The sequence below is a fragment of the Phaeodactylibacter luteus genome (genome assembly GCF_007993045.1).
Lineage (GTDB): Bacteria > Bacteroidota > Bacteroidia > Chitinophagales > Saprospiraceae > Phaeodactylibacter > Phaeodactylibacter luteus.
The window spans coordinates 125,556-145,797 of sequence record NZ_VOOR01000008.1 but is presented as its reverse complement, the minus strand read 5'-3'; the positions used below and the strand labels follow the sequence as shown (position 1 = coordinate 145,797).

Genomic DNA, 20,242 nt, shown 5'->3' with positions numbered 1-20,242 from the left:
GGGTTGAAGGGCAGCACTAAAGCACCCCTTTTGTACTTGGCAGTTGAAGGTGATCGGGGTCGCGGCGCTTTGCCATTTTGATAGCGCGGGCCCAAGCTTTGAATATGGCCTCGATCTTATGGTGCTCATTTTGCCCCTCAGCTTTGATATTGAGGTTGCAGCGGGCTGCATCGGAAAAAGATTTGAAGAAATGAAAGAACATTTCTGTGGGCATATCTCCTACCTTTTCTCTTTTAAATGCTGCATCCCAGACTATCCAGGGGCGCCCGCCAAAGTCTATCGCAACCTGTGCCAGGCAGTCGTCCATAGGAAGCGCATAGCCATAACGCTCAAGCCCCAGCTTATCGCCTAAGGCTTTTGCAAAAGCTTCACCCAAAGCTAGCGCAGTGTCTTCTATGGTGTGATGCTCATCTACGTGGAGGTCGCCCTTGACTGCTACAGACAGGTCCAAGCCGCCGTGGCGCGCCAGCTGATCCAGCATATGGTCGAAAAAGCCTAGCCCGGTCTTCATGGCGCCTTGCCCAGTACCGTCCAAGTCCAAACTGATGCGGATGTCGGTCTCTTTAGTCGTGCGCACTACCTCTGCCGTACGGCGGGAGAGGCGCAGGAAACGGTAAACTTCCCCCCAGTCTGTAGTCGCCAACGCGATAGCCGCCCTGACCGCTTCATCTTTGCCTTCCACCTCGCCGGCCCCCAGGCCAGGGTCGTTGTTCAGCCAGATGCCTTTCGCCCCCAGGTTGAGCGCCAGCTCCATGTCGGTGAGGCGGTCGCCGATAACGATAGAATTGGCGAGGTCGTACCCCCCTTCCATATAGGGCGACATCAGGCCCGTCCGGGGTTTCCGGGTAGAGGCATTATCTTCCGGGAAAGACCGGTCGATCAGCACGTCCACAAAAGTGATGCCCTCCCCAGCAAAGGCCTTCATCATTTTCTCATGTGCCGGCCAAAATGTCTCTTCCGGGAAAGCAGCGGTGCCTAGCCCATCCTGATTGGTAATCATGAGCAGCTCGTAATCCAGCTCACGGGCTATGCGGGACAAATGCTGGAACACGCCAGGGTAGAACTCCAGCTTTTCTAGGCTGTCTACCTGATACCCCTCCGGTTCTAGGATGAGGGTGCCGTCCCGGTCTAAGATCAATAGTTTTTTCATTGCAAAAAAGTAGGGCCAGGGCTAATGGGTTGAGCCGCAAATACTCGGCGATCTAGAGTTCCGCACCAGCAAGTATTCCTGGCGAGAAAAACGGCCAAGTGATACGGCCTAGTGCCTTAAGTCATAAATCTCTGATACTTAAGCTGAAGTTATTTTCCGGCTAATCAAGGCGAAGGTTCGCGACTTTAGCCCGAGCTAAAGGAGCGGTTCTTTAACGAAGAGTAGACGGAAAATAACGAAACTTGGGGTGTCAAGGATTTATGGCTTGAGGCACTAGCCACACTAGCTGGCCAGGTTAGTATTTTCTTCTTCAAAGGAAACCAAAGACCGGAAAAGGCGCTCGTTCTCTGCCGGTGTGCCAACGGTAACCCTCAGGCAGCCCTCGCAGAGCACTACCTTTGACCGGTCGCGGACAATGATGCCCCCCTTGGCCAAATAATCGTAGACGGCACGGGGGCTATCCACTTTGACCAGCAGGAAGTTGGCATCAGAAGGGTAAATGCGCTGCACAAAAGGCAAACCGCCGAGGTATTGCTGTAGCAGCGCGCGCTGCCCGAGCAGTTGCTGCACAGTAGCCTCCTGTGCTTCCCGGCCCTTTAGAGCCTTCAGGGCCTCTTCTTGTGTCAATTGATTAATGTTGTAAGGAGGCTTCACCTTATTGAAGTACGCAATAATGGCTTCAGAGGCGAATGCCATGCCCAGACGGATGCCCGCCAAGCCCCAGGCTTTGGAAAACGTCTGCAGTACCACTAGGTTCGGGAACGCTCCGAGCAAAGACAAGGCCGACTCCTGAGATGAGAAGTCGATATAAGCTTCATCCACCACCACAATCCCGGGGAATGCGCCCAGGAGCTCCCGCATGATTTCCATCCGTATGCTATTGCCCGTAGGGTTGTTGGGGCTACAAATGAATAGCAGCTTGCTCTGCGGGCTGGCTTGCGCCAAAACAGCGGCAGGGTCGGGCTGAAAGATGCCCGGCCTCAAAGGAGCTTCCCGCACGCCCACGCCTGCAATATCAGCAGAGACTTGGTACATGCCATAAGTAGGCGGCAAGGTGATGACATAGTCTTGCCCCGGCTCACAGAAGATGCGGAACAGTAGATCGATAGCCTCATCGCTGCCATTGCCCAGGAAGATCTGTGCGGGGGGCACCCCTTTCACAGCGCTGATGGCCTCCTTGAGCTCCTGCTGCAGGGGGTCCGGATAGCGGTTATACCCTGTATCAAAAGGGCTCTCATTGGCATCTAGGAAAACAGCTGCCTGCCCCTTATACTCTGAGCGGGCGGAAGAGTAAGGCTTCAGCCTTTTGATATTATCGCGTACGAGTTGGTCGGTCATAAGAAATCCATGTTTAGGTAAAAAAGGCCTGCTACTCAGCATTTAGCCGCACAGCCACTGCACGGGCGTGAGCTGACAGCTGCTCTGCTTCTGCCATGCGCTGTACGGCAGGCCCCAACTGCTGCAGCCCTTGGGGGGTCAGCTCCTGGAAAGTTATTTTTTTGATAAAGCTGTCCAAAGAGACCCCACTGTAGCTGCGGGCGTAGCCATCAGTAGGCAGGGTGTGGTTGGTCCCAGAGGCATAATCGCCCACCGACTCCGGCGTGTAGTGGCCCAAGAAAACAGAACCCGCATTAGTGATCTCCTCCCCCACCGCACGGGCATCGTCTACTGCAAGGATAAGGTGCTCGGGCGCATATCCGTTAATCAGCCGTATGGCAGCGCTACGGTCTTCCATGACCACTGCAACGCTGTTGGCCAAAGCTTTAGCCGCTATGGCGCGGCGTGGCAGGCTTTCAAGCTGAGCCATTACCGCTTCCTGCACCTTAGCGGCAGTCTCCAGGCTATCAGCTACCAAGACCACCTGACTGTCTATGCCATGCTCCGCCTGAGACAGCAGGTCTGCTGCAACAAAAGCAGGCTGTGCTGTGGCATCTGCCAACACCAACACCTCGGAAGGCCCCGCAGGCATATCGATGGCCACCCCCCGGCGGCTCGCCAGCTGCTTGGCTGCAGTCACGTACTGATTGCCCGGGCCAAAGATTTTGTATACTGCCGGCACCGTTTCTGTGCCTTGTGCCATAGCAGCGATGGCTTGTGCGCCACCGATTTTGAATACCTTGCCAATACCAACTTGTGCTGCCGTGTAAAGGATAGCCGCATTGACTTTGCCCGACTTATCGGGCGGCGTACAGAGCACGATCTCCCCACATCCGGCAATGCGGGCGGGCACGCCCAACATAAGGACAGAGGAGAATAGTGGCGCAGTGCCCCCCGGGATGTAGAGCCCTACTTTGTCAATGGGGACACTTTTGCGCCAGCACCTTACCCCCGGCATCGTCTCCACTTCTTCAAGCTGCTCCCACTGCCTGCTGTGAAAAGATTCGATGTTTTGGCGGGCCAGCTGTATGGCTTCCTTCAGAGGCTCATCCACCAGGCGCTCCGCCTCAGCAAACTCAGCTTCCGTAACCTGAAAGCTATCTAGCGCTACCCCGTCAAAACGGGCGGTATATGCTCTTACAGCTGCATCGCCACGTTTCCCTACTTCTGCAAGGACGCCCTGTACCAGCTGATCCAGATTGGCCGCTTCCATTGCCGGTCGTTTCAGCAGATCTGCCCAAGTTGCTTGCTCGGGGTTGATTACCGTTTTCATATAGATTGCAAAGTTAGTGGGGTCAGATAATCATTTTCTCAATTGGGATCACCAAGATGCCTTGTGCCCCCGCAGCCTTGAGCTGGCCAATGATCTCCCAAAACTGCTTTTCCTCAATTACCGTGTGGATAGAGTTCCAGCCTTCTGTAGCCAGCGGCATGACTGTCGGGCTCTTCATGCCCGGCAAGATGTTGATGATTTCGCCAGTTTTGTCAGCGGGGGCATTCATCAAAATGTACTTATTGTGCCGGGCCTTGAGGACAGACTGAATGCGGAAAGTCAACTGATCGAGCACAGCCTGCTTTTCCGCTGAAAGCTTGTCGTTCTTAACAATACAGGCTTCTGACTGCAGCAAGACATCCTGCTCTTCCAGCCCATTTTTGAACAAGGTGCTGCCTGAGCTGACCAAATCGCAGATGGCATCTGCCAGCCCGATATTGGGCGCAATTTCCACTGAACCAGAAATTTCGTGGATCTCGGCGGTTATATCTTGCTCCTGCAAAAAGTGGCGCAGGGAATTGGGGTAGGAAGTGGCTATGCGCTTGCCCTGAAGCCATGAGGGGCCACTGTAGCTGACGTGCTTGGGTACTGCAATAGATAGGCGGCACTTGGAAAAGCCAAGCGGGAGCACTTCTTCTATACGCTTTTGCTTTTCGAAGGCTGTATTCTGCCCTATTATGCCAACATCAGCCACCCCATCCTGTACATACTGCGGGATATCGGAGTTGCGCAGATAAAGGATATCAATAGGGTAATTGGCTGCCGAGGCCTTGAGCTGATCCTTTCCGTTGTTGATCCGGATGCCGCACTCTTTGAGCAGTTCAACAGAGCCATCGAGCAAGCGGCCGGATTTTTGTACCGCAATCTTAAGGCGGGTCGTTTCCATAGCAATTTGCATTTTGTGGGTTGGCTAAAAACAAAAAGGGGCTAACCAGCGAATGGTTAACCCCTTTTTGTCGGATAAGTTTTTCGTATCTACGCCAAACCTCAACACACAGGACACCATTCACTGCCGGGCAGTGAAAAATGATGTGCGTGATGATGTACGTTGTTGAAAAACATTAATCCCGTAATGATAAAATGAAAGAAGCAACCCGTAGGCTGCTTCCTAATGTGGTGTGGGGCGGATTCGAACCGCCGACACATGGATTTTCAGTCCATTGCTCTACCACCTGAGCTACCGCACCATTACTTATACAATTGCTGCTTCAGTCGCTTCTCCTAAAGCGCTTTCATAGTTGTTTTCCGCTATCGCTTCATCCAACTTTGAAAGCCCGTCGCTCCTTCGCGCATCAATTGGTTATTTACACAATTGCTGCTTCAGTCGCTTCTCCTAAAGCGCTTTCATAGTTGTTCTCCGCTATCGATTCATCCAACTTTGAAAGCCTGTCGCTCCTTCGCGCATCAATTGGTTATTTACACAATTGCTGCTTCAGTCGCTTCTCCTAAAGCGCCTTCATAGTTGTTCTCCGCTATCGCTTCATCCAACTATACATAAATTATCAAACCTGAAGCTCCACCGCTTTCGGTGTTTTGCGGTTGCAAATATACGCGCGGTTCCAATGCCGCGCAAGATTTTTCCTTGTTTTTTTATCCTTTTAGGAGCAGTTCACTGACATCAGGCCAGATAAGAGATTGCAAAGCAAGATGTTAGTGCAAAAAAAAAAATGGCTGATAGCAGAAGCAAACGGAGCATTCCTTTCGGGCGTATGCTCCGTTCGCTAAGCTTTAATACTGGGCGCAAACCAGATTGTCGTTTTATTGGGGGGCCTGCCCCTGCCGTGAGGGCAGGTGCCGCTATGCTACGGGGCTCGCTATCCGCTCGGCCTTATCAGGCCTGCCGCCCCTTCGCAGCGCTAGGCCAATGCCCGGCTATAGTCTGACAACTTAGGATTTTTGAAAATATGACGCTGCTATTTTTTCGGTTGTCGAGACAAAAAACGTAGGCATAGCCTACACGAAGCGTGGGGATAAGGGGCTCCACGATGAAGTCGGCGAGGCTTTTTGGTGAAGAGAAACGGAAAAAGAGCAAGTCAGAATTCATAAATTCTGGGTTGTCAGGCTATAAAGCCCCAAAAGCATAAACGCCTGCGACATTTTAGTTCACGCCCTTAATACTTAACTAAGCGCTTAGACAGCCGGCCGCCCTGTCCTTCTATCTGCAGCAGATAACCTCCGGGGGGCAGGGCTGCAGCTGAAAGCACCTGCACCCCCGGTTTCAGGGTAAAGGAGGCCAGCAGCTGGCCCTGCATATTCCACAATTTCGCCTGTGCAGGCTGATCCATCTCCCACCTCAGATGCCACTCGGAAGAGGCAGGGTTGGGGAAAGCCTGCAGCTTAGCCTCAGACCGTTGAACCGCCCGGGTATTGACCGGCATATCTGTAGTCGTCAGGTTGTCGATGCAGAAATACGCCGGTGTATTCATCCCAAATGTCCCGATATCTGTAGAAGCCAGGGTAAACCATAGGCTATCCGCATTGCCCAGGCTGCTCAGGTCAATGAAAGTCCATTCGTCTATGATATAATCCTGAGCGTTGTCCTCGAAGCGGTAATCTGCCAGGAAAAAGTCCACACTATCCGTTGAGAGCTCGCCGCCCAGGTATTTTTTCACCGTCAGGCGGAAAAAGTCGGGGTCATCGCCAGACTCTCCCCCAAACTGTTTGGCAAAGCTATCCCCTTCCAGCATGCTCAAATAAGCGTAGGTACTGTTCGTCACGTACACGCCGGCGACAGGCGCGCCAGCAGCTTCTCCAGTGAGATGGACCACGGCACTTGGGGAAGCAAAAGTTACCGCATAATTATCGGACCCCTCATGCCCACCCCCTGCAATCGCACTGTACTGATTGGTAAAACCGGGGGTAGTGGTATCGGTAACCGAAGAAATAGCCCAGCCCGACCAAGACATGAACATAGGATTGTAGCTGTTGGGCAAAAAGATATTGCCGCTGGAGAAACCCGCACTGCCGTCACTGCCATTGAGAAAGCCTGCTGCGCCAGTTTCCAAGTTTTCGAAATCTGCTGTGGTCTGTGCATAAGCAGCTGGCAGGGCAGCGAGGCAAAGGGTTAAAAGGGTAAAAACATACTTCATGTAGCTATTTTTTATAAGTGAAATTGAATCCGATCTGAAAAGCCCGCCCCGGCATAGGGCGGCGCTCCACCACCCGGTAAGAAGCCCCCCAAATGTTGTCGGCCCTTAGGAAAGCACTGCCCAAGAAGCGCCAGCGGAAAAAGCCATGCTGCAGGTGGAGCCCGCCAAGGTTATACCCCGGCAGTTCGCCCTGATTGGAGGAGCCTACTGCTCCTGCCCAACGGTGCCAATAACGGACAAGCAGGCTGCCACGGCGGTAAGTTGCAGAAAGATGGCCTAAATGCCGGGGGGTGTAAGGCAGCTGCTGCCCGGCAGCAAGGGCTGGCAACTGCAAAGCCACCAGGTTGACGGCTTCGGAGTAAGCGTAGCTCCCGTTCAGCCGGAGCCCGCCGCTCAGCAAGGGGGCGTGCATGCCCCCCTGTAGCTCCAGCCCACGGCTGCGCACGGTGGTGATGTTGTTGGCGGACCAGAAGCCCTGCCCTTCCTCCACACTCCAGAGTATCCAGTCTGTCATACGCCTGTGGTAAACCGTAGCCTGCCCGTTGAGGGCTATCTGCCCTAATGAGTGTTCGGCATCAATCCCCAGCTCGGCGCCCCAGCCTTGCTCGGGCTGCAGGGCAGGGTCGCCCCCCGGCGCCCAGTAGCGGTCGTTGAGGGTAGGAAGCCGAAAGCTGCGGTTAAGCCGGAAGCGGCTGCTCAGAGCGCTGCTCCACCGCCATTCAAGCCCCAAATCGGGCACAAACGGCATCGGCTGTCCGTCAGATATGCCCTGACGGGCACTGAGCTGTGCAGTGAGGGGCCCGAAAGACCTCCGGACGCTGCCAAATGCGGCCATGCGGTGCTCCTGTGGCCGGGCACCTCCATAACCATCGGCCACCGCTTGGGTGTAATTGCTGAACAAGCCGCCTTTGACGTGCTGCCTGCCCCATTGCCATTCTCCCTCGGCCTCAGTGAGCAGGGTTTTGAAGTAACTGTAGGCCCGCAGCGCAATAAGCGGGTCTGCATAATCAATTGATTCTCTAAACCAAGCGGCCTGTACGCGGTAGAGCCCCTTTGAGGCAGTATGCTCCCACCGCAAAGCTGTGCGAAGGAAAGTATCCAACTGAAAAGCCCGGCTCCTGGCTTGTACCGTTGTGGGCGGGACCTCCCGGCCAGAAGCCTGCCACCAGGCCAGGAGCCGTACCTCATGCCGGGCGGATGGGCTCCAATAAACTTCCTGTAGCCCCCCTTTCTGCTCTACAGCGGCATGCTGCTGTTGGCGTTCCTCCCCGTTTTCCAGCTCGTACCAAAAGTCATGGCTGGCCTGACGGTGGAAAAGGCGGGTGCCAACAGCCCATCCGCTTTTGCGCCAACGCAAACGGGCCTGCTGATCGGACAGCCCGAAACTGCCTGAGAGCAAGCGCAGCCCCAACTCCATACCATCCTCCGCAAGCGGGCGGTTGTTGAGGACAACGGTGCCGCCTACCGCGCCAGAGCCCCAAGATGCTGTGCCGCTGCCCAGCTGCAAGGCGGCTTCGTCGGTAAAAGAAAGAGGGAAAAGGGAAAAATCGAGCTGCCCGAGCATCGGGCTCTGCAAAGGCAGCCCATTCCAGGTGACCGCCGTTTGGCCTGCACTGCCGCCCCGTATGGAAGTAGTAGCAATGCTCCCTCCTCCATAGCTCTTGATATAAGCTGTGCCCGTACGCTCTAGCAGGTCGGGCAAAAAATAGCCCGCCTGTAGGCTAAGCTCGGTGGTATCCCAAGCCACCTCTGCAACACCAATGGTATGACGGGACAGCGGGCGGGCACTGACCTCTGCCCCGGGCAGGGTATAAATGGAATCGGTGCGGACTTGTGCCAGTGCGCTCAGCTGCAACAGTAGGCCAGCACAACAACAGAGCAAATGAGATAGCGGGCGGCAGGGCACCATGCAGGAATTGGGTTGTGCGAACTGCCCAAAAGCAAAGTAGAGAATGGAAACGCAATGACGGGCATGCCAAGGGCAACGCTTGTTTTGCGCTGCGCTGAGGCAAACCTGCAGGCCAGGGCGGCTTCTGCCAACGTTTCACTCCCGCCTTTCCTCCGAAGGCAATTCAAGCTGGCGCAAGGCAGCAGCTGATGAATGAATGCGTACACTGGCAGGTCTTCTGGCTTACCTCAGCTTCACCGCCTTCCCATCATCTTGACGACAGTGGCTCAAACGTGGCGAAACCTATTATCATAGAGGCTTACAGCAGCGGGGACTGCCCGGGATTCCCACCCGGTTCCCTTTTAAACAGAAAGCAGCAGCAAGGCTGTTTCCGTACCCTGTACATGCCAAAGGTAGGCAAAAACTACTGCGCAGGGAAAAGATTAACATCCACCAGCTGGCAGAGTAATTTGAGCGCAAACCAAATTGCCGTTTTTTTTTGCCTGCCCCTGCACAATGTGAGGGGGCCTGCCCCTGCCGTGAGGGCAGGTGCCGCTATGCTCCGGGGCTCGCTATCCGCTCGGCCCTAACGGGCTTGCCACCCCTGCGCAGCGCTAGGCCAATGCCCGACTATAAAGCCCGAGAAGTATCAACGCCTTCGATATTTTGGTTCACGCCAGTGACTTTCCTCACCGGATGGCGAGCAGGGCGGAGCTATATTTAGAGATTCTATGCATTTGTCCAAGCCTCCTCTCTTAAGCTTGCGCTATCCTCTTAACCGCTCTAAACAAACAACTATGTACCGTTTTATTTTCCGCTGCCTCTTGCTCTTATCCCTCCCCGCCTTGGCCAATGCCCAGGAAGAATGGGTTTGCAAATCGGGCCAGGCCCTGAATGCCATGGAGCAGCTCCTAGACTTCCGGTCTTCACCCTTCACGGATGGCTACGATGTAAAGTACCACCGCCTAGCGTGGGAGATCAACCCCAACAATTACTATATCGAAGGCACGGTCACGACCTACTTCAAGCCGGTAGGCAGCCCGCTCACCCAGCTATATTTCGATTTTTCAGAAGCCCTGCAAATAGATGGCATCCTTTACCATGGGCAGCCCTTAGCCGCTTTCAGCCAAAGCAATGACCTGTTGGGCATACCTCTGCCAGAAGCAGTGCCTGCTGGCACTTTGGACTCCATTTCCATCACCTACCAAGGAGCCCCGCCTGCCAATGGCTTTGGCTCTTTTGCACAAAGCACTCACGCAGGACAGCCAGTGCTGTGGACCCTCTCCGAGCCTTACGGGGCAAAAGATTGGTGGCCTTGCAAGCAGGACCTCAATGACAAAATTGACAGCGTAGACATCCTAGTGCGCACGCCCCAAGCCTACAAAACCGCTAGCAATGGGGTGCTGCAGGAGGTCATCGCCGATGGAGAAAGCCATACTTACCATTGGAAGCACCGCTACCCCATACCGGCTTACCTCATTGCCATAGCGGTGACCAACTATGCCACCTACTCCGATTATGTGCCGGTAGAAGGCGGGGCGCCTATCGAAGTCCTGAACTATGTATTCCCTGAAAACCTAGCCAGTGCACAACAGGCCACCACCGCTACAGTAGACATCATGCTGTTGTTCAATGAGCTGTTTGGGCTATACCCCTTTGCGGGGGAAAAGTATGGGCACGCCCAATTTGGCTGGGGCGGGGGCATGGAGCATCAGACGATGAGCTTCATGGGCGGCTTCTCGCACCTACTGCAGGCACATGAGCTTGCCCACCAATGGTTTGGGGACAAGGTGACCTGCGGCAGCTGGCAGGATATCTGGCTCAATGAGGGCTTTGCCACCTACCTGGAAGGGCTTACTTATGAGCACGGGCTGGGCCCTAATACCTGGGAAGCCTGGCTGGCAGGCAAAATCGACCACGTTACCAGTGCGCCGGACGGAGCCGTCTTTGTGACAGACACCAGCAGCGTAAGCCGTATTTTCAGCAGCCGCCTTTCCTATTCCAAAGGCGCCATGCTGTTGCACATGCTGCGGTGGAAGCTTGGCGATGAAGCTTTTTTTGCCGGGGTGAGGAACTACCTGCAAGACCCAAGCCTAGCCTTTGGCTATGCCCGCACGGCCGACCTACAGTACCACTTAGAGCAGGCAGGCGGGCAAGACCTCGACGAGTTCTTCAGCGACTGGCTGTATGGGGAGGGGTACCCCACTTATCATCTCCGCTGGTTTCAGGATGGGGCTACTGTTTTTGTGCGCCTGCAGCAAGCCACATCCCATAGCAGTGTCGATTTTTTTGAAATGCCGGTGCCCGTCCGCTTTACTGGCGGGGGGCTGGATACCACGCTTGTATTTGAGCATACAGAGCATGGGCAGGTATTCACAGCGGAGCTGCCCGGGGCTGCCCAACAGGCAGAACTAGACCCCGAGCAAAAGATTGTGAGCAAGGGGAATACGGTGGCAGAGGCGGTGTTTACCAGACAGCGGGCGATGGAAGCCGAAGCCCTTGAGGTGAGCATCTCCCCCAACCCTGTGGCAGACGTACTGTCCGTAGCATTACCGGAAGGGGCAGCGCTATACCGGGCGAGCTTGTACGGGGCGGACGGGCGATGGCTGGCAAGCTGGGAGCGCCCTGGCAAGGCCCTACAAATGGGGCGATGGCCCTCGGGCACGTACACACTAGAGCTGGAGACGAGCATGGGGCTATCGAGGAAGATGCTGCTCAAGCAATAGGCGGGCTGCGTAAGTGATGCGGAGCCCCTTGGCCCGCAGGGCTGAGGAGAATGCCGAAGGGCGGAGCGTAACGCCCGTGAGGCGGTAGCCGAACGGGTACGCCCTAAGCTGTCCCTACTGCTGTAGAGGGGAGGAATCCAAAAAATGAGCAGCGGCCCCAACCTTTTGCCCGGATAGCACCGTCTTAACCTTATCGAGCAGTACATACCCTGAACTGCTTTTCTACGTTTGGTTAATCTGCAATAGGGCCGTGCGGCCTGATCATTAAAAACAACCTTTGATGAGACGAGCATATTTTATTTTTGTGCTGTTCGCGGTCTCGCTTTCGGCCTGCTATGAGCCATTGACGGAAATCCCGGAGGAAACGGTGGGGCTGGCGCCGGTGTATGCGGAGGGCGAGTGGCAGACGATTGAGAGCGGCCCGCCGCAGGGCATTGTGGAGCTCAATAAAATCTACTACAAAGATAGCCTGATCTTTGTGGGCGAGGCGCAGCGCGGCATACACGTGATCGACAACCGGGACCCGGCACAACCGGAGCCCATTGCATTCATCAGCATTACGGGCAACTCCGATATTGCCATCAAGGGCAACGTCCTGTTTGCCAACAACCTTTCCGACCTGGTCGCGCTGGACATCAGCGATGTGCGCAATGTATCGGTCATCAGCCGGACACCGGGGGTGTTCCCGGCTTCGGGCCTCGAGCTGCCGGCCGGGTATACCGGCTTTTTCGAATGCCCGGACCCTAATATGGGCAGTATTGTAGGCTGGTCCGAAAAAAACCTTATCCGCCCAGAGTGCTGGCGGTAAACCTTAATCCTGAAACTAAAAATGATGAAAAAGATACTAATCGCCCTGATCGGGCTGGGCATACTGGCCGGTTGTGCAGAAAGCAGCGACTCGGCTTCGCTGGTAGCGCCTTCGGGCACTGGGATAGGCGGATCCCTGGCCCGCTTCACTATCCTTGGCGACTTCTTGTACACCGTAGACAATACCCGCTTGGTGACGATTGACATCAGCGAGCCGGAAGCCCCCGAACCGGTGGACGAGACCGTGGTGACACAAGGGGTAGAGACCATCTTCCCGCTCAAGGACCATCTGCTCCTGGGCACACAGCGCGGGCTGTTCATCTATCGCGTACAGAGCAATGGCGTACCAGCTTATGTTTCCAGTTATGAGCACATTGTGAGCTGCGATCCGGTAGTAGCCAACGAGAACTATGCGTATGTGACGCTGCGCGCGGCTGGCTGCCGAGAGGCTGCTGCAGGGGCTGCCAACACCTTGGACATCGTGAACATCCAAAATATTGAAGACCCTCAACTGGTCAATAGTTTTGCCATGGAAAGCCCCTATGGGCTTGGGCTCGATGGGCAGACGCTATTCGTTTGCGAGGGCATCAACGGGCTTCGGGTTTTCGACTTGTCCAGCCCTGAAGCGCCACAGGAGATCAAATACCTTTCGGACATCAATGCGGTGGACGTGATCCCCTTGCAGGGCACGCTGCTCGTGGTGGGCCCTGACCGCCTGCTGCAGCTGGACTATACCGACCTAGACAATATTACCGTGCTTTCTGAAATCACCATTGGTGCCTGATTGTATGTTTGTACCAAGATCTTTCCGCACAGGAGCGCTTGCGCTCCTGTTGCTATTTATTTCCTCAGGCCAGGCTTTGGCTCAGAAAACAGACCGCATACAGCTGCCTGTACTGGGGCTAAAGACGAACCTGCTCTCCTTGCTAGGCCCGGAGCTGCCTACTGCAAATTTGAGCGCCGAGCTGAAGCTCTCCAATCAGTTTACCGCACAGCTGGAGGGAGGTTGGCTGCTTCCTGCTTCCACGGGGATGTCAGCAGCGGAGACTAGCCGGCACCGGGGCTACCGCGTACAGCCCTCAATACGTTTTTATTACGAGGAGGCGGGCACCCGGTTTTTCCTAGAGGCGCTGTACCGCTATCAGTCTGCCAATTTAGATATAGCCGGCGACTGGCGCTACGCTCCGGAGGGGCAGCTGGCATACAACCGCCGGATAGTATACGACGGCAGCCTGCAGCGGCAAGGGCTTTATTTGAGCTTTGGCATACGGTTTGCCACAGTAGGAAAGTTCTTTTTTGAAGGCAGTGCGGGCTTGGGCAGGGTCTGGCGTAAAGAAAAGTATTTTGGCTATCCTGAAGATGCCTTTTTCATCACCAATGGCTCCCCCTATTTCAACCCTCAAACAGTGGACGGCGACCGGTCGCGTGTTGGGGGGCTGCTATCGCTCGCGCTGGGCTATGCGCTATTTTGACTGCCAATTGCGGAGCGCGTTATCGACTTCTACCTTGTGGGCTTCGTAGAATGCCTTGCCCTCTTCCCCTTTCTTTAAGCTTTGGGCAGCGTCTATTGCTTGGCTGAAATCGCCTACTGCGGCGTACGCTCTGGACAAGCGCCACCGGGCTTTGGGCGAAGGCTTGGCTTGCATGACTTTCTTTGCGTATTGCAAAGCAGGGCCAGGCGTGCCTGCCCACAATAGGAACTCTGCTGCTTGAGCATAGACTTCCCACTCCGATTCTGTTGGAGCTGCGGCAATAGCCTCTTGTATTTCTGCCACTGCCCGCTCCATCGTTTCCACTTTGATAGGGACGTAAAGGCGCAGTTTTTCCCAGCTGAGCAGCAAATACCCATTTTCAATATTCTGGGGCACGATATCGTACTTCAGGTGCTCTTCGTTTGAGGTACGGGCGAATTTTGCTTCGAGCTCTGTGCGCAGCACGTCTTGGCCAGCGTCATAGCCGTAAGCGCCCCAAAGGCTGGTATCCCGGTTGAGGATGAGGGTCCAAGTGCTATCGGCACTGCGGGGGATGAGGAACAGGGCGTAAGCGCCAGCTGCGATGGGCTCGCCATTGACCAAGGCTGCGGTGCTGAGGGTAAGGGTAGTGGCGCGGTTGGCCCCAGCCCGCCAGACTTTTCCGTAAGGCACCAAGCTGCCCCATATCTCTCGCCCACCCACCGAAGGGGAGCTGTAGCTGATGCCAATAGCAGTATACCCAATATCTCGGGCAATGGAAGCCCTTGGGCTGCGGTCAGGCAAATCGGCTTGAGCCAAAACAGAAACGTTGGCTGCTAGAAACAGAAAGAATGCGAAGGTACGATAGCAAGCAATTGGCATGGCATAAACGTTTGGCCCGTAATCAATCCTACTGACGTAGAACGGCCTCAGGAGCAGGTTTGTTTTGTTTGCGCTTGCCGCCCCTATCCGCCTCAAGTAAATCTGGCAAGCAACCAAACATTAGCAAAAAAACGATTAGTTTTGCTATGCAGCGTCAGCCGTTTAATCCTCCTTCTCAATCCCATAAACCGCCCTGCTATGAATCGTTTGCTGCTGGCAACCTTCCTAGCCAGTTTTCTGAGCTTAGCCCTACCCTCATCCGCACAGCCAACCGCCAAAGCCATTGCCATTGAGCAATACCAGGCAGGAGAAGCCGCACTGATAGCAGGCAAAGCCGAACAAGCGCTGCGGCATTTCCGCCGGGCCTTAAAAGCAGACCCGGGGCTCAGCGCGGCCCGGCGCGGAGCCGGCGTTTGTCATGAGCTGCTGAGGCAATACCGGGAAGCCGCCGAGGCCTATACTACCGTCCTCAGCTCCGACTCTCTGTTTTCCCGGGCCCTCTATTTTGAAGCCGGGCAGGTGCTGTACAAATCGGGGCAGCCAGAGGAAGCTATCCATTATTTCAAAAAATTCAAGGCGCTGCAAGAGCAAGGGCTCTTCACCCTGAGCCTGAACACCGAGAAAGAGCTGGCCAGGGAAACCGCCTACCTCAGTAAGCTGCCGGCGAGCATCAAAGCTTGCGAAGTCTCTATCGACTCGGTCAAGTTCATTAACATCACGGAAGTAGAGAACGTGGGCAATGGCATTAATACCCAAGCAGATGATTATTTCCCATTCCTGACTAACGATCAGAAGCGGCTGTACTTTACCCGCAAGACGGAAAACGGTGACGAAGACTTGTATGAAAGCCTGTGGGAGGGGCAGGCTTGGTCGCGCCCCCGCCCTGTGAAAGACCTGAACACCCGGACAGATGAGGGCATGTCTACGCTGGTACGCGACGGGCGGCGGCTCTTCTACACCGTCTGTGGGCGGGAAGGGGTGCTTGGCAGCTGCGACCTTTGGGAGGTAGAGCTGGACGCGGATGCCGCCGTCAGCACAATGGGCCCGGTGAAAGGGTTTGTGAATTCCGGCCGGTGGGAATCGCAGGCGGCCATCAGCTGTGATGGGCGGACCCTCTACTTCGCCAGCAACCGGGAAGGCGGGGCAGGAGGCACGGACATTTGGGCAGCCCACCGGCAAGACGACGGCACCTGGGGCGATGCCAAAAACCTTGGGGCAAAAATCAATACCGACTTGGACGAAGAAGCCCCATACATCACCAACGATGGGCAAACCCTCTATTTCGCTTCTAACGGCCACCCAGGCTTAGGGGACCAAGACATTTTCATGAGCTGGCGGGAGCCGGATGGCTCGTGGGCTGCCCCCATCAACTTGGGGCCTCCGGTCAACTCAGCTTTCCGGGAGCTGGGCTTCTACCTCACAGCCGATGGGCAAACCGGCTACTTCGCTTCCGACCGGCCAGAAAGCAACTTGGGCGGGCTCGATATCTACCGCTTCCGGCTCGACTCCCAGTTGTTCTCCAAACCAATGACTTTTGTGGAAGGCTTTGTGATTGACCATGCCCTCGATATGACGACCCGTGCTACCGTTGAGATAGAAGGCTGGCCTAATGTAACGGTAGGGCAGGACGGGCGTTTTTTCCTTTGTGTGCCTGCAGGGGATACCCTCTACACGCGGGTAGATAAAAAATTCTTCCATCCTTACCAGAACCAGTTCATCATCCCCAAATGGGACAACCGGCAGTACTACACCATTGAACTGCTGCTGCAGTCTACCTTCGACACCCCCGAGCTGGCGCCCGAAGCCGTACCAGATACGCTCCGGGAGCTCGCAGTGAAGGGGCCCAGAAAGACGCCTAAAGTGTATACGCAGGCCCTTTACTTTGGCTTTGATGAGTCTAAGATTGTGCCAGATGAGCAGGAAAAACTCCTCCGCTTCCTTGAGCCTATCAAAAAGAAGGAAGTACAGGATATCAAGATCGTAGGTTTTTCGGACGATGTAGGCACTGACGTTTACAACCTGAAATTATCCGAAGAGCGGGCCAAGGCCATCGCCTTGGTGATCATGAACGAAGGGCTGGAGGTAGACCACTTCTATATGGAAGGCAAGGGCTCGGTAAAAGATGACCGCCCCAAGGAGTTCAACCGGCGGGTGGAAATACAGATTACGGTGCTGGAAAAGTAGTATGTTCAGCCCCGGATGATGTAGCCCACTCCATACACCGTCTCTATCAAGTGCTCCTGCCCCGCCTGCCGCAGCTTTTTCCGTAGGTTTTTCAGGTGCGCGTACAAGAAATCAAAAGAGGCGGCATCTTCCATATCGTCCCCCCAAAGGTATTCCCCTATCATTTCTTTCGTAACGATGCGGTTGCGGTTGCGGGCCAGGAAGAAGAGCAGTGCAAACTCCTTGCGGGTGAGCGGCAGCGCTAAGCCTGCAGCAAACGCCCGGCGCTCATCGGGCAGGATCAGCAGCTCGCCCAATTGTAGCTCCCGCTTGTACTGATTGGTGCGCCGGCGGACTACCGCCCGCATACGGGCATAACACTCTCCCAAATGGTAGGGGGCAGATAAAACATCATCGTAGCCAGCCTCCAAAGCCTGAATCCTCGGTTCTGGCAGATTGGACTCCATGAGCAAGATCAGGCCAGCCTGCCCGTCCTGCTGCCGTAGCCAATGCGCCAAGTTGAGGACGCCCCCCTTTTCGAAAGGCTCCTGCACCAACGCAATGTCGTAGGTGTACTGATTCATTCTCCTCACACCGGGGTGGAGCCCGACCACGGACTCCACCTCGCAACCTTGGTGCAGCAAATAGCGCTTAATGGTCCGTTGCTGCCCTTCTTGGTTTTCCAATAATAAACACCTCATCGCACGCTGTTTGGTGGAGCACTTGGCTGCAGGTTGGCACGGGGCTTAAAAAAAATCAACCCGCTTCCACAAAATTCAGAATTAATTCAGATTCCGGGGCATTTATTTGAAGCAAAAAAAACTGCCATGCCAAAGAAGGGTAAAGACAGTAAAAAACAAGACAAAAAACGGGAAGTGCTGGAGCAGTTAGAGCCTACCCCACGCCGCCGGAAAGCAGCGGCCAACAAGAAACCCAAGTACAATCACCCTCAGTTCTGGCTCAACGACGAGGACAATTAAGGCATTAATGACCGTTACACCCCTTTCCAAGGAAGAGCTCCGCTTTGAACAAGCCGTACAGGACCTTCTCAGTCAGCAGTACGCTGTATTAGACCACTTCCTTTCTGCTGAAGAGGTAGGCCACATCCTACAGACGCTCCACCACAATCTGCATGCCGGGCGCTTCAACCCTGCAGGCATTGGCCGGCAGGCCGGCTTCCAAGTCAATCAGGACATTCGCAAGGACCATATACAATGGCTCGACCATGACCACCCTCCAGAGGGCTGCACTGTATTTTTTTCCCGCCTACAGGCACTGACCGACTACCTGAACCGGACCTGCTTCTTGGGCATCAGGGATATGGAGATGCACTTCGCCGTATACCAGCCGGGAGGGTTTTACAAGCGTCATCTTGACGTTTTTCATCAGGCGCAGTCCCGCAAGCTGTCTGCTATTTGTTACCTCAACCCGGGCTGGAAAGAAGAAGACGGAGGTGCGCTGCAGCTCTACTTGCCACAGCCCGACGGTAGCGAGCGTACCGAAACCCTGCTCCCTCTGGCCGGCAGGCTTGTCCTTTTCGACAGCCAAGTGCTAGAGCATGAGGTACAGGTCGCCCGCAGGGAACGCTGTAGCATTACCGGATGGCTGAAAGATGAGCCCCGCTTGTTTTAGCGCTTTTCAACTATTTCATTTACCGCTTATGCTTCGGCCTGCCGCTGAAGCCCAAACTTCTATTGCCATGATCCACCCTCATACGCGCATCCAATACATTGACGACCACAAAGGCTATGGTGTTTTTGCCACAGCTTTCATCCCACGTGGCACGGTCACTTATGTCAAAGACAGCCTTGAGCTGGAAGTATCCCCTAAGGACTACGCCCTGCACAGTGCCGATATGCAAGCCGCTATTGAAAAGTACTCCTACATCGATGAGCGGGGCTACCGGATCGTATCTTGGGACTTTGCCAAATACGTCAACCACTGTTGCGACTGCAATACCATGAGCACTGGCTATGGTTTTGAAATTGCCATCCGCGACATACAGCCCGGGGAGGAGATTACAGACGAATATGGCATTTTCAACTTGGAGCAGGGCATGGAGGTAGCCTGCAGCTCACCGCTTTGCCGCAGGCGGGTTGCCCCCGAAGACTTTGACCACTATTTTACCGAATGGGACATCAAACTGAAACAGGCATTGCCGGGCTTTTGGCAGGTAGGGCAGCCCCTGAAAACCCTGCTGAGCGAGGAAGTCCTTCAACAATTGGAAGCCTTTCGGCAAAACCCCGGCGAATACCGCTCTGTTTACTTACTGAAAGCTGAGAAAGCCCGCCTGAACGGGCAAGCCATACACCAATAAAATCTGCCCGATTTATGGAGCCTACTTTTACCGCCCTGCCCGATGACGCGCCCGTCATACGGGAACTCGACCTCGAAGAGGTACCCGCTGGAGAAACCCGCCGTTTTTGGCTCCATCTCGTTACGGATGGCATGGGCCTTCCTGTTTTCGTACCGGTTATTGTTGCCAAAGGTGCCGAAGCGGGCCCGGTAGTGGGGCTGACTGCCGCAGTACACGGCAATGAGCTCAACGGCATACCGGTCATTCAGCGGTTGTTCCGGGAGGTCAAAGCCCGAGAACTGCGCGGCACCCTCGTGGGCGTGCCCGTGGTCAACCTACCCTCCCTCTTGCGCAAAAAGCGCCGGTTTATCGATGGCACCGACCTGAACCATATCATGCCGGGCAAACCTGACGGCAACGTGAGCCAGGTTTATGCGTACCGCATCGTCAACTGGATTGTCCGTAAATTCGACTACCTGCTTGACCTGCACACCGCAAGTTTCGGCCGCGTAAACTCTTACTATATCCGCGCCGACATGAACGACCCGGTCACGCAGCGCATGGCCATGCTCCAAAATGCACAGATCATCGTTCACAACCCGCCTTCTGACGGCACCCTCAGGGGGGCTGCAGATGCCCTCGGCATACATGCGATCACCCTCGAAGTAGGCAACCCGAACACGTTCCAAAAAGGGCATATCCGCTCAGGGCTGACGGGCATACACAACCTGCTGATCGACTTGGGCATGACCGATGGAGACGTAGAAGCACCGGAAAAGCCTGCATTCCTATGCCAAGACTCCGGATGGCTCTATACAGATACCGGCGGCATACTGACGGTCCACCCCACAGTGACTGAGCAGGTGAGGGCCGGGCAGGAAGTAGCTATCCTCCGCAATATTTTTGGCGATCATGTCAAAACCTACCGCGCTCCGGCAGATGGGGTCGTCATCGGGAAGAGCGTCAGCCCTATCAATCAGACTGGGGGGCGCATCCTCCACCTGGGGCTCTACCAATAGCGGCTGTTCGGGCTGCACCTCTGAGCTAAGCCGGGGCGGAATGGCCATTCCGCCCCGGCTTAGTGTCTTCCTTACACCAAAAAAACAACCCCGCCCAAAACCACAAATTACTGACAAACAA

17 protein-coding genes, 1 tRNA gene and 1 riboswitch are annotated in these 20,242 nt (G+C 55.1%); of the genes, 9 read left to right on the top strand and 9 right to left on the bottom strand.

The genetic code is table 11. The features are described from left to right. Window positions 1–16 precede the first annotated feature (16 nt). From hisB to FRY97_RS05870, 7 genes are all read right to left on the bottom strand, one after another. A complete protein-coding gene (gene hisB, locus FRY97_RS05900) occupies window positions 17–1,150 on the bottom strand; it encodes a bifunctional histidinol-phosphatase/imidazoleglycerol-phosphate dehydratase HisB (protein ID WP_147166513.1) in 1,134 nt (377 codons plus the stop codon). A 282-nt stretch (window positions 1,151–1,432) separates the two neighbouring features. Next, window positions 1,433–2,488, bottom strand: a complete 1,056-nt coding sequence (gene hisC, locus FRY97_RS05895) for a histidinol-phosphate transaminase (protein WP_147166512.1) — start codon at window positions 2,486–2,488, stop codon at window positions 1,433–1,435. A gap of 31 nt (window positions 2,489–2,519) precedes the next feature. Then, window positions 2,520–3,800: a histidinol dehydrogenase gene (gene hisD, locus FRY97_RS05890; RefSeq protein ID WP_147166511.1), complete on the bottom strand. Its 1,281-nt coding sequence runs from the start codon at window positions 3,798–3,800 to the stop codon at window positions 2,520–2,522. A gap of 22 nt (window positions 3,801–3,822) precedes the next feature. After that, complete coding sequence (hisG, locus tag FRY97_RS05885; protein WP_147166510.1) at window positions 3,823–4,686, bottom strand: ATP phosphoribosyltransferase; 864 nt, start codon at window positions 4,684–4,686, stop codon at window positions 3,823–3,825. A gap of 228 nt (window positions 4,687–4,914) precedes the next feature. Continuing rightward, window positions 4,915–4,987 (bottom strand) — tRNA-Phe (locus tag FRY97_RS05880). A 924-nt stretch (window positions 4,988–5,911) separates the two neighbouring features. Continuing rightward, the gene (locus FRY97_RS05875) at window positions 5,912–6,889 is read right to left on the bottom strand and encodes a DUF4465 domain-containing protein (protein ID WP_147166509.1); all 978 of its coding nucleotides are present in this window, start codon (window positions 6,887–6,889) and stop codon (window positions 5,912–5,914) included. 4 nt (window positions 6,890–6,893) lie between these two features. Then, window positions 6,894–8,798 carry a TonB-dependent receptor plug domain-containing protein gene (locus FRY97_RS05870; RefSeq protein ID WP_147166508.1) on the bottom strand — a complete coding sequence of 635 codons (1,905 nt, stop codon included), beginning with the start codon at window positions 8,796–8,798 and terminating at the stop codon, window positions 6,894–6,896. A 191-nt stretch (window positions 8,799–8,989) separates the two neighbouring features. Then, window positions 8,990–9,193, bottom strand: a riboswitch (cobalamin riboswitch). A 381-nt stretch (window positions 9,194–9,574) separates the two neighbouring features. Between FRY97_RS05870 and FRY97_RS05865 the strand changes: the two genes are divergently transcribed. The 4 genes from FRY97_RS05865 to FRY97_RS05850 all read left to right on the top strand — a co-directional run bounded on the left by FRY97_RS05865 (window position 9,575) and on the right by FRY97_RS05850 (window position 13,782). Then, window positions 9,575–11,503 (top strand): M1 family metallopeptidase, encoded by a 1,929-nt coding sequence (locus tag FRY97_RS05865; protein WP_170254522.1) that lies wholly within the window; start codon window positions 9,575–9,577, stop codon window positions 11,501–11,503. A gap of 280 nt (window positions 11,504–11,783) precedes the next feature. After that, window positions 11,784–12,311 (top strand): LVIVD repeat-containing protein, encoded by a 528-nt coding sequence (locus FRY97_RS05860; protein ID WP_147166506.1) that lies wholly within the window; start codon window positions 11,784–11,786, stop codon window positions 12,309–12,311. A gap of 24 nt (window positions 12,312–12,335) precedes the next feature. Continuing rightward, window positions 12,336–13,094 carry an LVIVD repeat-containing protein gene (locus tag FRY97_RS05855; protein ID WP_170254521.1) on the top strand — a complete coding sequence of 253 codons (759 nt, stop codon included), beginning with the start codon at window positions 12,336–12,338 and terminating at the stop codon, window positions 13,092–13,094. A 4-nt stretch (window positions 13,095–13,098) separates the two neighbouring features. Further along, the gene (locus tag FRY97_RS05850; RefSeq protein ID WP_147166504.1) at window positions 13,099–13,782 is read left to right on the top strand and encodes a DUF3575 domain-containing protein; all 684 of its coding nucleotides are present in this window, start codon (window positions 13,099–13,101) and stop codon (window positions 13,780–13,782) included. On the opposite strand, the gene FRY97_RS05845 is transcribed toward FRY97_RS05850, so the two are convergent. Further along, entirely contained in the window at window positions 13,774–14,643 is an 870-nt protein-coding gene (locus FRY97_RS05845) for a DUF2911 domain-containing protein (protein ID WP_147166503.1), read from the bottom strand. The genes FRY97_RS05850 and FRY97_RS05845 overlap by 9 nt on opposite strands. Before the next feature lie 198 nt (window positions 14,644–14,841). Between FRY97_RS05845 and FRY97_RS05840 the strand changes: the two genes are divergently transcribed. Further along, a complete protein-coding gene (locus FRY97_RS05840) occupies window positions 14,842–16,827 on the top strand; it encodes an OmpA family protein (protein WP_147166502.1) in 1,986 nt (661 codons plus the stop codon). Between the two features lie 5 nt (window positions 16,828–16,832). Here the strand turns inward: FRY97_RS05840 and FRY97_RS05835 are convergent, their stop codons facing one another. Beyond that, window positions 16,833–17,507, bottom strand: a complete 675-nt coding sequence (locus FRY97_RS05835) for a response regulator transcription factor (protein WP_147166501.1) — start codon at window positions 17,505–17,507, stop codon at window positions 16,833–16,835. A 126-nt stretch (window positions 17,508–17,633) separates the two neighbouring features. Between FRY97_RS05835 and FRY97_RS22280 the strand changes: the two genes are divergently transcribed. From FRY97_RS22280 to FRY97_RS05820, 4 genes are all read left to right on the top strand, one after another. Next, window positions 17,634–17,786, top strand: coding sequence for a hypothetical protein (locus FRY97_RS22280; RefSeq protein WP_170254520.1), 153 nt, complete (start codon window positions 17,634–17,636; stop codon window positions 17,784–17,786). Window positions 17,787–17,793: 7 nt separating this feature from the next. Next, window positions 17,794–18,438 (top strand): 2OG-Fe(II) oxygenase, encoded by a 645-nt coding sequence (locus tag FRY97_RS05830; RefSeq protein ID WP_147166500.1) that lies wholly within the window; start codon window positions 17,794–17,796, stop codon window positions 18,436–18,438. Window positions 18,439–18,505: 67 nt separating this feature from the next. Then, the gene (locus tag FRY97_RS05825) at window positions 18,506–19,123 is read left to right on the top strand and encodes an SET domain-containing protein (RefSeq protein ID WP_147166499.1); all 618 of its coding nucleotides are present in this window, start codon (window positions 18,506–18,508) and stop codon (window positions 19,121–19,123) included. Between the two features lie 14 nt (window positions 19,124–19,137). Further along, window positions 19,138–20,121: a succinylglutamate desuccinylase/aspartoacylase family protein gene (locus tag FRY97_RS05820; protein WP_147166498.1), complete on the top strand. Its 984-nt coding sequence runs from the start codon at window positions 19,138–19,140 to the stop codon at window positions 20,119–20,121. The last annotated feature ends 121 nt before the right edge of the window (window positions 20,122–20,242 follow it).

Bases quoted from the DNA above. Each gene is read 5' to 3' on its own strand.
- FRY97_RS05820 (WP_147166498.1), top strand. From the start codon at position 19,138: ATGGAGCCTACTTTTACCGCCCTGCCCGATGACGCGCCCGTCATACGG.
- FRY97_RS05825 (WP_147166499.1), top strand. From the start codon at position 18,506: ATGATCCACCCTCATACGCGCATCCAATACATTGACGACCACAAAGGC.
- hisC (WP_147166512.1), bottom strand. From the start codon at position 2,488: ATGACCGACCAACTCGTACGCGATAATATCAAAAGGCTGAAGCCTTAC.
- hisG (WP_147166510.1), bottom strand. From the start codon at position 4,686: ATGGAAACGACCCGCCTTAAGATTGCGGTACAAAAATCCGGCCGCTTG.
- FRY97_RS05860 (WP_147166506.1), top strand. From the start codon at position 11,784: ATGAGACGAGCATATTTTATTTTTGTGCTGTTCGCGGTCTCGCTTTCG.
- FRY97_RS05845 (WP_147166503.1), bottom strand. From the start codon at position 14,643: ATGCCAATTGCTTGCTATCGTACCTTCGCATTCTTTCTGTTTCTAGCA.
- FRY97_RS05865 (WP_170254522.1), top strand. From the start codon at position 9,575: ATGTACCGTTTTATTTTCCGCTGCCTCTTGCTCTTATCCCTCCCCGCC.
- FRY97_RS05835 (WP_147166501.1), bottom strand. From the start codon at position 17,507: ATGAGGTGTTTATTATTGGAAAACCAAGAAGGGCAGCAACGGACCATT.
- FRY97_RS05840 (WP_147166502.1), top strand. From the start codon at position 14,842: ATGAATCGTTTGCTGCTGGCAACCTTCCTAGCCAGTTTTCTGAGCTTA.
- FRY97_RS05830 (WP_147166500.1), top strand. From the start codon at position 17,794: ATGACCGTTACACCCCTTTCCAAGGAAGAGCTCCGCTTTGAACAAGCC.
- hisD (WP_147166511.1), bottom strand. From the start codon at position 3,800: ATGAAAACGGTAATCAACCCCGAGCAAGCAACTTGGGCAGATCTGCTG.
- FRY97_RS05855 (WP_170254521.1), top strand. From the start codon at position 12,336: ATGAAAAAGATACTAATCGCCCTGATCGGGCTGGGCATACTGGCCGGT.
- hisB (WP_147166513.1), bottom strand. From the start codon at position 1,150: ATGAAAAAACTATTGATCTTAGACCGGGACGGCACCCTCATCCTAGAA.
- FRY97_RS05870 (WP_147166508.1), bottom strand. From the start codon at position 8,798: ATGGTGCCCTGCCGCCCGCTATCTCATTTGCTCTGTTGTTGTGCTGGC.
- FRY97_RS22280 (WP_170254520.1), top strand. From the start codon at position 17,634: ATGCCAAAGAAGGGTAAAGACAGTAAAAAACAAGACAAAAAACGGGAA.
- FRY97_RS05850 (WP_147166504.1), top strand. From the start codon at position 13,099: ATGTTTGTACCAAGATCTTTCCGCACAGGAGCGCTTGCGCTCCTGTTG.
- FRY97_RS05875 (WP_147166509.1), bottom strand. From the start codon at position 6,889: ATGAAGTATGTTTTTACCCTTTTAACCCTTTGCCTCGCTGCCCTGCCA.